Source organism: Paenibacillus sp. SEL1, from assembly GCF_054602535.1.
The window spans coordinates 2,657,058-2,668,671 of record NZ_CM137723.1 but is presented as its reverse complement, the minus strand read 5'-3'; the positions used below and the strand labels follow the sequence as shown (position 1 = coordinate 2,668,671).

At 41.8% G+C, this 11,614-nt stretch carries 11 protein-coding genes; 2 read left to right on the top strand and 9 right to left on the bottom strand.

All coding sequences use genetic code 11. The features are described 5' to 3' along the window. The first annotated feature begins 6 nt into the window (after window positions 1-6). Together ACYCSE_RS12245 and ACYCSE_RS12240 are read left to right on the top strand one after the other, a co-directional pair. Window positions 7-888 (top strand): helix-turn-helix domain-containing protein, encoded by an 882-nt coding sequence (locus ACYCSE_RS12245; RefSeq protein WP_459702377.1) that lies wholly within the window; start codon window positions 7-9, stop codon window positions 886-888. A 115-nt stretch (window positions 889-1,003) separates the two neighbouring features. Next, window positions 1,004-1,978: a bile acid:sodium symporter family protein gene (locus ACYCSE_RS12240; RefSeq protein ID WP_459702376.1), complete on the top strand. Its 975-nt coding sequence runs from the start codon at window positions 1,004-1,006 to the stop codon at window positions 1,976-1,978. A 158-nt stretch (window positions 1,979-2,136) separates the two neighbouring features. Here ACYCSE_RS12240 and ACYCSE_RS12235 read toward each other — a convergent pair whose 3' ends face one another. The 9 genes from ACYCSE_RS12235 to ACYCSE_RS12195 form a co-directional block, all read right to left on the bottom strand. Continuing rightward, window positions 2,137-2,562 carry a MarR family winged helix-turn-helix transcriptional regulator gene (locus ACYCSE_RS12235; protein ID WP_459702375.1) on the bottom strand — a complete coding sequence of 142 codons (426 nt, stop codon included), beginning with the start codon at window positions 2,560-2,562 and terminating at the stop codon, window positions 2,137-2,139. Window positions 2,563-2,924: 362 nt separating this feature from the next. After that, window positions 2,925-3,761: a hypothetical protein gene (locus ACYCSE_RS12230; protein ID WP_459702374.1), complete on the bottom strand. Its 837-nt coding sequence runs from the start codon at window positions 3,759-3,761 to the stop codon at window positions 2,925-2,927. Between the two features lie 510 nt (window positions 3,762-4,271). Next, window positions 4,272-4,400: a hypothetical protein gene (locus tag ACYCSE_RS12225; RefSeq protein WP_322161575.1), complete on the bottom strand. Its 129-nt coding sequence runs from the start codon at window positions 4,398-4,400 to the stop codon at window positions 4,272-4,274. A gap of 668 nt (window positions 4,401-5,068) precedes the next feature. Next, window positions 5,069-5,491, bottom strand: coding sequence for a hypothetical protein (locus ACYCSE_RS12220; protein ID WP_322161576.1), 423 nt, complete (start codon window positions 5,489-5,491; stop codon window positions 5,069-5,071). Between the two features lie 11 nt (window positions 5,492-5,502). Further along, window positions 5,503-5,919 carry a hypothetical protein gene (locus ACYCSE_RS12215; protein ID WP_322161578.1) on the bottom strand — a complete coding sequence of 139 codons (417 nt, stop codon included), beginning with the start codon at window positions 5,917-5,919 and terminating at the stop codon, window positions 5,503-5,505. Window positions 5,920-5,938: 19 nt separating this feature from the next. Then, entirely contained in the window at window positions 5,939-9,058 is a 3,120-nt protein-coding gene (locus ACYCSE_RS12210; RefSeq protein ID WP_459702373.1) for a contractile injection system protein, VgrG/Pvc8 family, read from the bottom strand. An 11-nt stretch (window positions 9,059-9,069) separates the two neighbouring features. Next, window positions 9,070-9,504: a DUF4280 domain-containing protein gene (locus ACYCSE_RS12205; protein ID WP_459702372.1), complete on the bottom strand. Its 435-nt coding sequence runs from the start codon at window positions 9,502-9,504 to the stop codon at window positions 9,070-9,072. A gap of 27 nt (window positions 9,505-9,531) precedes the next feature. Continuing rightward, window positions 9,532-10,956 (bottom strand): phage baseplate assembly protein V, encoded by a 1,425-nt coding sequence (locus ACYCSE_RS12200; protein ID WP_459702371.1) that lies wholly within the window; start codon window positions 10,954-10,956, stop codon window positions 9,532-9,534. Then, entirely contained in the window at window positions 10,953-11,612 is a 660-nt protein-coding gene (locus ACYCSE_RS12195) for a hypothetical protein (RefSeq protein ID WP_459702370.1), read from the bottom strand. Before ACYCSE_RS12195 ends, ACYCSE_RS12200 begins: the two co-directional genes overlap by 4 nt. Between the last annotated feature and the right edge of the window lie 2 nt (window positions 11,613-11,614).

Sequence of the window (11,614 nt, the reverse complement as noted above, 5' to 3'; positions counted from 1 at the left end):
TAGATTATGAATAAGAAAGCTGATGGATTTGAGGGTGAAAAGTTATATGTCCTTCCACCCTATATGCTGGATAAATTAAATATGAATCCGCTTACAAGAAATCTATATATTACGGATATAGGCTGCTTCAGCCATGCCCGCCATCATTTTCGTGAAAGAATGCACGGATGTGACTCTCATATATTCATCTACTGTGCCAGTGGAAAGGGTTGGATACGAACAAAGGATGGCCTAACGATTGACATGACGGAGCGAAGCTTTGCGTACATTCCCAGGGACATGCCGCATGCTTATGGGGCTGACGATGGAGATCCTTGGACGATTTACTGGTTTCATCTTAAAGGGGACCAAATCGATGATTTTATGGCATTATTTGAGCCTTTTAAAACGTATATTTCGATGGCCGCCAGTGATGAAGTCAAACTACTGGAGCTATTTCATCAGTGTTACGACCTTTTACTGAATAAACCATACTCCATTATACATTTAGTTCAAGTATCGCAAACTGTCCGTTATCTGCTGAGTTTTGTTGTATCCGTTGCATTTCGCAAGGAAGACAGTACGTACCAGAGTCATGTGGATAAAGCAACACGCTATATGAGTGAACAATTGGAATCCACCGTTTCGCTTGAGGAGCTTAGTCGGCATGTTCAGGTATCCAAGCAGCATCTGAACTTGATATTCAAGCAATCCACTGGCTACTCTCCTGTCGATTACTATTTAAGAATGAAGATACAGAGGGCCAGTCAGCTTTTGGATTTGACGAATGCTTCTATTAAAGAAATTAGCATACAACTCGGTTTTAGGGACCCTTACTACTTCTCCAGACTATTCAAAAAAATAATGGGCTGCTCTCCTTTGGAATACCGAAATAATTTGAAGGGTTGATCTATGTTCATCAAGAGCGTTCAAATTTGCTTCTATCGGGCTACCGCAAGGTCACAGATCATTTACGAATCGGGGGTGCAAGGTCTATACTTAAGGTTAAAAAAGGAAGTTTTGTATGCTCCTCACGTTGAATCGTAGACTAAATACAGCTATGCCGCTAATTACACCAATCAGCATTTTAATTGGCGTCCTGATCGGTACACCGTTGTCACAATATACTGAACTCTCTCCCTGGCTGTTTGCATTCATGACCTTCGCGGGCAGCATCAGTATGGGGTTTAAGGATTTTGTCCATGTGATAAAGCATCCTGGTCCGCTGATCGCCTGTCTGTTTATTCTTCACCTGGCCATGCCGCTTCTTGCCATGATGCTGGGGCATCTGGCCTTCAATGATGATCCTTATACGATCACTGGACTTATTCTTGGTGCGGCTATCCCTACGGGCATTTCCAGCTTCGTGTGGGTCAACATCTATAAAGGCAATACGGCGCTGACATTGGCGATCATTTTAATTGATACGATTTTGGCCCCATTTGCCGTTCCGGGCATCATGTCCCTGCTGATCGGAGCGGATGTGCAGCTCGATACCTGGGCGATGATGCAGAGCCTGTTCTGGATGATTGTCGTTCCTTCGCTAATCGGCATGGTGTTGAACGAGTGGACTAAAGGGAAGATCAAGCAGGTATGGGGACCTCGGCTGGGCCCGTTCTCTAAGCTAGCTATGGCTCTTGTCGTAATGATTAACGGATCTGTCATCGCGCCTTATCTGGTCGATTTTAATCTTAAGCTTGTCGGAGTATGCCTATCCATAATCGTCCTTGCTTCCACTGGATATGCAATCGGCTATCTGATATCAGGACTGATGCGGTGGAATAATGCAGACCGTACGGCGCTTGTCTTTAACGGCGGCATGCGCAATATTAGCGCAGGAGCCGTGCTTGCCATCACTTATTTCCCGGCCCCAGTAGCACTGCCTGTTGTGCTCGGGATGATTTTCCAGCAATCCACGGCATCTCTGGTCGGATTTCTGCTGAGTCGTCGCGACCGCGGCAATGCCAAGGAAAAACGCAATACGGCCTCTGTTTCTTAATTAAAGGAGTAGCGGCGGTTCCAGATGATAAAACTCCTCCTTATGAGGAGGAGTTTCGGAAGGGCGTTTCTATACGTACATGGTTGGAAGCCTGATGAAAACATGCATGCGCAATCATTTAAATGGTTACTTTCCAATTATAACATTTCTATCAAAGTCTAAAGCAGCTTTTGCGTAAGATTTTGAAATTGTGACTTCACTCCATCTTTCTGAAGTTCTGATTGTAACACCTGATTAAAGGTTTGAAGTGCACGCTGGAATTTATTTTCACCTAATTCCGTAATCCGAGTATACACACCTCGCCGATCATCATCGCATGTATGTCTTTGTAAAGCCCCGCAGTTTTTGGCTTCCATTCTCACTACGAGTCTCGATGTTGCACTTTGACTTAATCCCACCAATTCTTGAAGTTGCTGCAGTCGTAATTTTTTTTCCTCGGAATTGGATATAAAACCCAAAACATAAAACTCCTTCAAGGATAAATCATAATTTTGTAGTAAAGCTTGTTCTAACTTATCATTTAAAGTGGAATGGATGTGAGACAAAGACAACCATACATCCAAAAGTTCGTTTTCATGTTGCAAGTTTAGACCACACCATTCTATATTGAAGTATCTCCACTTAGTTTAACCTATTGTATCAAGCTTAAATGGAATGGTCAAAATCCATACAATATTTTAGATATTACAATCCGTCACCACCGAACCAGTATGCAAATGCAGCATAATAATTCTCGTTTCAGAGCGTCCACTTATTGACAGTAGTCCACCTTAACTATCGTCCACGGATATTACATGGTTTATATGTGTTATTGGTCGTATGGTTGGGTTCACTCGAAATTGGTATGTACTACAAAACCAGCATCTTCTAAATAAGGTATCCTAAGTCCGCTTAACCCCAGGAACATATCATCAAGTGGTTAGGTAAAATTATTTTACATAATTTTCTACATTGGCAAAGTAAAGATTACTTCAAGTGGATTTTTACCTTCGAAAAAATCTTCATACAATTTTCTGACTTCCATCGAATCTAATTCTTCTCCTTGCATGTTGATTAACCTATCCAACTCTTCTAAAATACTTACTTCCTTTGATGACAACACCTTTGACTTAATAAGCGTGTCTTTCATATTAGGAAGTAACCCTCTTGGCCAGCAATCCTCATACACACCTCTGTATGAATCATATAAGAAAGTGATCTGACTTATTCCCGCATATTTCCGAACGTGTGGATGCACTAATAATAAAAATTGAGCGACGATTCCAGAACGCTGGCTTATATAATAGGCCTCTTGTACTCCCTTCATTAAGTAAGATTTGGCTTCTACAGAATTAGCAAGATAATTGATGTACATTCTTGAGAGAACACTTATTAAGTGTTCTTTCTCTAAATTCTCCTCCAACTTCTTAATTATTTCTTTTTCACTAATCCCCGCTTGAATAAATCCTATTAAACAAGCTGACATCCCTTTCACATTAACAGCTTTTGCAGCTATACATAACATATATTTATCAAAAGTTTCCATGAGGTAGTTTTCACTAAATGTGTAAATATCCAAACATTCAATGATCGTTTCTATTAGTAAAGCTTGATCATACTTATCTTCTATATGTGGGAGAAGGCCTATCATATGTTCAACAAATTCTTTTCCATAATACTCTAGCAAGCTAGGATTATATTTTATATTTTCTAATAGAGCAAAAAACGTTTGATATTCTTTTGTATCATTATTTTGTGTTAGATATTTGAACAGCTCATTAATATATTTAACTTTCTCGTCCACCAGACTTTCTCCCCTTCTATTGTTAGTGTTACTTAATTTAACTTTTTACACGACTTTATATCAAGTTAATGGAAATAAAAAAAATTTAACCATATAAAACCCTGCGCCATTGTACTACATGCCACTCAATTCCTTTGGGAGTTTGCCTATAAATAGTTCGCATTACACCTTTGTTTCCATATTCATCTTGTATATATACATAATTCCACCCTTTGTAATTCTGCCCATTGCGCCTATTATCAAGAACATGATCGTTTAATGCCTCTAAACGCGCTCTAGCACTTTCGTCACCCCGAGCTTGCGGAAAATCATATGCCAACTGTTATCGATTGAAATAAACCTCTTAAGAATGCCCGTATAGTACATCAAGCAAAGTGCATAACTTCACCAAACAATCAGGATTGTTTTCGATTTGAAGTGTGTACCTTCTTGATTTCTTTTGCCACCACGGTCGATAACACAAGTACAGGTGAGCCTCGTCCATACCTAATTCCAGTGGTAAACATACTCTTAATGGCGAATAACGAGCTTAATATCAAACCAATCCCGAAAGGACAGGGCTAGTTGATTGTAGAAGTTCACTGCCACTCCACGATATTCAATAGCAAATTTGTCTATTGAAATTTGTACGTCATTCATGCGTTCCCCCACAGGCAAAACTTTTGATGGATTTTCCGCTCGTTTATAGAAAGGTGGGAGTTAGCGGCTAGCCTTACCACATGACCTACTCTTTATGTAAACTGGTCGTCACCAGATTTCCTTCTTCGGAGTAACAATTGCGATAATTGTACCGTTCTGTTGCTGACAAAATCAAAAATGTATTCGTTTTAGCCGCCTCTACTTTCATTGTCGCACGATTTATCCTAAATGATGCGCGTTGTTACCTTCTCATCTTCCATATCGGGGCGGCGTATTGTACGGTTGCGATGAATTTTGGTAAAACCGCGAGAAAACGAAGGTAACAAAAAGACAGGTGAATTATGGTATTATCTGACCATAATCAACTTGTTCAATGTAAACGGAATAGCGTTATTTAGGTTATAAAATTAAAGCATTTTGATGTGCGTACAAACATAATGGAGAAATCTTTATACAAGTATTACATTGGTTATATGTTTTATGTGTTCTTGAATGAATAGATGACTTACTTGGCAGTGGGTGGGGTCTTTTTGAGAAGCCGCCGCCTGTATGTTTGTATTGTTCAGCATATAGCGGCGGATATAAAGAAACCACAACACGGGCGAATAGCCCGTGTTGTGGAGTTGTTAATAGTGTTTTTCATGAATTTACACAAAGCAATTAAATCTTTAACTTTTAAAAAATTTGAGATATTTAGTATTCTTTGGACTTCCAAAACATCTACCTTCTGATTTCCTATTGGCGATGATGAAAAATTCTTTCGCTGTTTCTAAATCACCTAGTTCGAAAGCAACTTTTCCAGAAATAAATTCCTTATCACCCGAATCTATGCGATCAAATCCAGTTAAAAATATTTTATCTGCCCACACCTTTGCTTTCTTAAGATCATTTATAATTAAACAAGTAGCAACGACATCCTTTACCAGATGATAGCTTTCTTCACAATATATACCCTTTGGGTCGGGTATTAAATTCCAAGCCTCTTCTAACAACAAAATAGAATCTTCATGATTACCATTATTAAATTGTTCATCACTTTTATTCACAAGACTTTCAAACTTTTCTTTGATAGGTGATTGCAAAGTAGCCATATTTATCCTCCTCAAATCATATCTTTAATCAATTCAAAATACTTATCATCTTCACTAAAAAAAATTTTATATCCTTCTAACATGTAAGTTCTTAATAGGTAGTCCTTAGCTTTATCAAGCTCCCCACACTCGAACAAACTCTCTCCAAGTCTCAGTAAAATAAATGGATTTGAAATCCCATCTGGACAGTTTAAAGCATTATAAAAATTATTTCTTGCCATTTCATAACTATTGTTATGAAAATAAGTGTCGCCTAACGCTGTATAAATCCATGTACTTGTTTCCCAGTTGTTCTTCGGTAACGGAACCAATTCCAGAGCGGCTGTATAGCTCTCAATAGCCTTAATAATTTGTCCTTTTTCAGTTAAAGCATTTCCCTCTTTACACAGTTGTAAAATTTGCTCATATACTTGATCATCTAGTTCCAATATCAGTTCCTCCAAATGATTATTTATCTGGTGGCAAATAGGTTTCATTTAACTTCGCACCTGCGGATCGGTTCAAACTATAATGATCTAACACATAATTATCGGAGTCAAGCATCCATTCCCTAACTTCTGGGGACTTTGCACCATAATATCTCCCCTTACTGTTCCACCATGAGACAGCGTCAGTTAGATGAGCCATATCTGCTTGATCTAGAGGATACCATTTTCCGTCACTTGCCATAAATTCCATATCTCCATCACGTGTTGTTCGAATTTTTGGTGGAACTTCTTTCTTCATTCGATCTATTACTTCTTTACCTGTTCTAGAATTTTTTCCAGGTGTATCCCCCATATACTCTAAACGTTTTGTGAGGCCACTTGGTTCAGGTAAACCTACTTCTTTGTTACTTGCATACCCCCCGTCAGGGCGGTGCCATCTTCCGCTTGTATCTTGATAATAACCCTCAGGAACATTACCCGTCCCCTTAGAAGAATGGCCCTCCTGTTTATGCGGTGATCCTCCTGGTGAAGCACCGTCATCTTTAGAATGATTCTTTCCTTTCCTTCCAACGGCAAATAAAAATGCTGCTTCTACTAACAGACGGGCATTTTCTTGTTTGGAGCTGTTTATCGTTTTTTCATAAGCAGCATCTGGATCCGTTATGACTTTAACAATTTTATCTGCTACGTCTTGTTTTCCTTCGATGTTATCGATCACCATTTGGTGAATATCTATATTAGGGAAATTCCGGAGCCTCTCTGCCATGTCCTCTACACTCTCATAGGCAAAGTTTTTGATTTCATTAAACACAATCCGCTCAGTCTCATCCAGGTCTTTCATAAAAGGGCTTTCCCTATACGGCCCATACTCTTTCCTATATTCGTCAATTGAATTCAGAAAATCAATTAGATATTTCTTCTGTTCTGTCGTGTACCCTTTCATATCATCCCGATACTTGGAACTCATCAAAGCTCTGTCACTATACCGAAAATGATTGTCTGTCTGCCGTTGATGTTCCATTAATGCGACTATGTCTGTGGAGAGATCCTGATTATTATAATAAGCATCCAGCGCCTTTTCAAACTGTTGATCCACATTTCTTTGATACCAGCGTTCCCGTATATCAGAAGGTACTTCGCTATAGGCTTGGACGGAAGCTTGATTGACTCCCTTTACATAGTTGATGAAGTCATGTATGGATTGTACTTCTCCATACCCTCTGGCACTCGTCCATACCTTACCAAGAAAATCCATCGTCGCATGCCGTTCACGGGCCCTCTGTTCCTCCGCGTGTGCATGTAAGGTTTGAGCAGCAACCTTGGCCGTCTTCCCCAACACCACTCCCCAACCATGGGAAGGTACGCTGGCAATCATGGACAATCCTGCTGCCGCATATTTAACTATGGATGACGGTCCAGAGGAAGCCACTTCGGAACGAATCGAAGCTATTTTTTGACTTGCTGCTTTCGGTATGGCACCCAATACAGGAATAGACGCAGCCACATCACATACTTTCTGGGCTAGTCCCAATACGCCATCGAGTAGACTAGCCTTCGGTGAATTCGGAGTGTTTACGGCTAACTTAACGGCTCCCCTATCTTTCGATGTAACGCTTGAATTGGAGCTTCCCCCTGTACTGCTGTTTGCTGCACTTTTCGCCGCCTGCGCCTCCGCATAAGCTTTCATAGACATTAGTGGGGGTTCCCAAATCGGTGCTAAATCAGCTACAAAAACCGGTCTTTTAACCGTGCCTTCCAGCTGTACTTTAGCAGACCGTATATCCGTTTCTCCATCCAACACCAAGCTACTGCTGCCCGCTTTGAAATAAATAGCCTCGGCAGCTTGAATATTCAGCTCCCCGTCCGCATGCAAGGAGAGCGTCTTGCCTGCCGACAATGACAATTCATGTTCACTGACGACCTGAATTCCTGAACCATTCATTGAAATGTGAACCTGTTCCGATTTAGCCGTCACCTTCAATTCACTGGTACTCAGCTTGATGTCCTTGCCATAAGGAGTCCCCCAATACTTGGTAGCTGGATCAGTGAGCTTGGGTGACGAGCTTCGCCCTTGTCGTATGGAACTTGCCGCATATCCATCCGCCTCCTGCTCTGTAGGGAAGCGGACAGATACTGTATCTCCTCGTTCCGGCATGACGTACCACCCGCTATGTCCTTCGGCGGTATAACTGCTGGCATATGGAAACCACCACGCCTTATCCCGATCTTGTTTTTCATCCACTGTAAGATGAACACGGATTCGGCCTGATTTGGCTTCTATTACACGTCCTTCGAGTGAAGCTCCTGTGAGGTGAGGGCACAAAATCTCTGTTTGCTGAACTCCCTGTTCGCGAACCAGTTCATATTCGTGTAGCAGCAATCCTTTTCGCAATTCAGAAGTGACTTCTGCCACCATCCATTGCTCACCATTCCAATTCGTGAGGTCTCCGGGCCGGGCAAGCGTTTCACTCTCCATCATGTAGCTGAATTCCGCTGTCCTTTTCGGATCAAAGCTACGTCGAGTACGGTAAACCGGATGCTTCATCTCAACGTGTTGCCCCTCAGGCATACCAAACCAGAATTTAGGTCCATTCAATGAGATCTCTGGGATCAACACCGTACCAAGCCGGGAAGCCATCCGTTTGAGAAAGGCCCAATCCGTCTCTCGATATTGTAAAGTAAATTCATGCAAGATAGTACTATCTGTTATGTTATCAATAACATCGGCCTGATTGTACTTCTGAATGATTTGCTTGATCAAATTTCCGTAGGGCATTAAGGTATCCTGATAAGACCGCGTTGCAGGTGTGATATCCAACTGAATCGTATGAGAAACGGCTTCAAGCTCCACATAATAGATGCCACGCACCATCCGTGTTTCTGCATGGGCCAGTAAACCATGGAACAAAATGCGTTCAGGCTGACCATTCTCTGTTTTGGTACGGATAATGATCGGTTCGTTATCCTGATCCTGTTCTATGTAATGATCTCTCTGCTCTTCATCTAACCATCCACTGATCTTTAACCGGGCATGGTCATTTAATTTTCGTTCAATACGCAGTTCGCTTATCGTTTGAAGAGGATATGGACCTGTACATTCCAACTCCGTATACGTTAACAACTTTTGTGTGTGATTCAACTTGTACCTCCTTACTCCAGCGTCTGGCCATCGTCTGTAATCCGAATCATTCCCCCGTATAGGCACGCATTCGAGCATTGATCCAGCAAGGCTGGTTCTCCCTCCACAAGCACATCACTTTTGCCGCCGATCCAGGGTCCGGTGATGACCGGAACACAGTTCGCTTTTTTCACCCCGTAGATATCCACCATGTCACTGCTTTTGACCGCTGGATTAGCTGGACAGGAGCAACGACCGAAATTGCTGATATTGGTTCCTGGCAAGTAATCTCCAACGTTCATTTGCGCTTTCTCTTTTACATATACTCCGTGACTGAACGAACGTTTGAGACGTGTCGGTTGCGTACCAAAGCTACAGCTTAAGATCGCCCCAGCAACAACATATCCTTGTTTACTTCCCCGTCCAGCTTGAATAGGTTCCTTATCGGAATGAGACTTATTTGCCATTCTTCTATTCCCCCTTTCATTCCTTTCTTAGTTCGTCTTCACTTCACTGCCCAGAACATTTGTCATTCCGCCCAGCGATACGGTGCTGCCTTTGCTCATCATTTGAATTTCATCCCCTGCCGTAATTTTCACTTTACTGCCGGAATGAATGGAGATATTTCCTCCTGCTGAGAAATGAATCTGTTTGTCGCTTACAATATGAATACCATCTTTTTCATTTAACTGTATATACACAGCTCCCTCCTTACTGGTGATTACAATTTCATCGGGAGTTAATTTGATTTCCTTACCGTGGGCCGTACGAAATAATTTGATGTCGGGATTAGCAAGCGCATTCTGCTCTACACTCTGATTCTTTTGGCGCAAAGATGTACTTGTCATGCCTTCTTCTTCCCGATGGGCAGGGAAATAGAGTAGCACGGTATCCCCCAACTCAGGCATCACGTACCATCCGCTATGTCCTTCCGCAGTATAAGGAGAAACATACGTGAACCAGTGGGCCTTCACAGGGTCTTGAACGGCATCTATATTCAAATGTAACTTGATACGATCTCGCTCTACCTGAATGACTTTACCTGGTAAAGACAGACCGATAAGCTGTTCGTTAAAGACTTCCTTGTGCCTCAACCCCTTGTGAGAAGTTAAGGTATACACGTGCTGTAGCACACCCTTTTGCATGTGAGTATCTACCTTGTACACATACAAGCTCTTACCTTTAAAAGTAACGGTGCTGCCTAACTCCAAAACTTGCTCCGCCTCAACCAGATAATCAATAAAATCATGCTCGTTTACATGTGCTGTATCATTGCCGTTAAAATAACGATAATCCGCAACTCGTTTACTGACGGTATAATGATAATTCGTTAAATCAAGTCCTGACTGGGTCTCCTCAACACCAAAATAACACTTCGGCACATCAAACACCGAGGCAGGCGTGAGTGAAGTATGATAACGCGAAGCGATCCGCTTTAGGAACTCCCAATCTGTTTCACGATATTGGACCGCTATGCGACCTAAAGCTGCTCCCCCTGTAGCCGAATCAATAATGTCAAAACCGGGATAATCCCCACCTACAGCCCGCAGCAATTCCTCTACCTTCATATTTTTATCCTGAAAGGACCTGTCTTTTTTGCGAATATCCAGTTTATATGTGTGTGATATAGCCTCGACCTCCAGGTAATACACATCTCGGACAGCTTTGACTTCCATATGAAGTATCGTTCCGTTAAATAGCGGTGTTGGTGTTCCTGCCTCATCCAATTGTGATACACAAACCGGGGAATCGGCTTCGATCAATTGAACATAACTGTCCTGTAATTCTTCAGGTAAAATAGCTGTAAAAGAGAGCCGGGTGTGCTCATTCAACCGCTTGGTCATACGCAATTCCTGAATACTCACCAATTCAAATGGCGTAATTTGCAGCCGATCATATGTAATGTTAGTTAATGTCATAAGGGTTTATTTTCCTTTCGATCAGACTCGATTTTCAACGTTAGCAGCATACTGCGGGCAACGGGCTTCCAAGTCACCATTTCTTCTTCCGTACAGTTAAACGCGCACATTAGCACCCGTCCTTCCAATACTGTGAAAAAGGATAAATTATACATACGTGCATTCCAGACAGGCGTCATGAATTCGCAGTATCCTATTCGATTCTCTCCTATCTCCAACACTTCATGGCCAAACCATTCGGTCAACTTCTGGGTTTGTTTTACCACCAGAGCCATCTCATCCGTAAAGTCCTCCAACTCTTCTGTTTGCAACGGGCTTTCGGTATGCTTGAAGGTTAAGTTAATCGTGCCTGCCTCATTAGTGAAAATAAAATCTGGGCGATGATGAGAAGGATATTTTAATAGTTGCTCATCAATTGGCATATCCCGAAAACTCTTTGGCATTGTTATACTGATACGTTCATCCACTAAATACCGCTGAGCAAAAACCAAACTTTCCCCTGCAAGCTGCATGAATGTTTGTAATGTTTGCCCAAACGGCTCCTTCTCGTGTGCGTGACTTAAAGCTTCATCCTCAGTTAAGGATGGATTATTTTCGGCATTTTCTGATGTTACCGTATGTAGCAAAGAAACAATTTTCTTATCCAGATGTTCCACAA

Coding starts and splice junctions, on each gene's coding strand:
- ACYCSE_RS12240 (WP_459702376.1), top strand. CDS start 1,004: ATGCTCCTCACGTTGAATCGTAGACTAAATACAGCTATGCCGCTAATT.
- ACYCSE_RS12220 (WP_322161576.1), bottom strand. CDS start 5,491: ATGGCTACTTTGCAATCACCTATCAAAGAAAAGTTTGAAAGTCTTGTG.
- ACYCSE_RS12205 (WP_459702372.1), bottom strand. CDS start 9,504: ATGGCAAATAAGTCTCATTCCGATAAGGAACCTATTCAAGCTGGACGG.
- ACYCSE_RS12245 (WP_459702377.1), top strand. CDS start 7: ATGAATAAGAAAGCTGATGGATTTGAGGGTGAAAAGTTATATGTCCTT.
- ACYCSE_RS12200 (WP_459702371.1), bottom strand. CDS start 10,956: ATGACATTAACTAACATTACATATGATCGGCTGCAAATTACGCCATTT.
- ACYCSE_RS12225 (WP_322161575.1), bottom strand. CDS start 4,400: ATGAATGACGTACAAATTTCAATAGACAAATTTGCTATTGAATATCGT.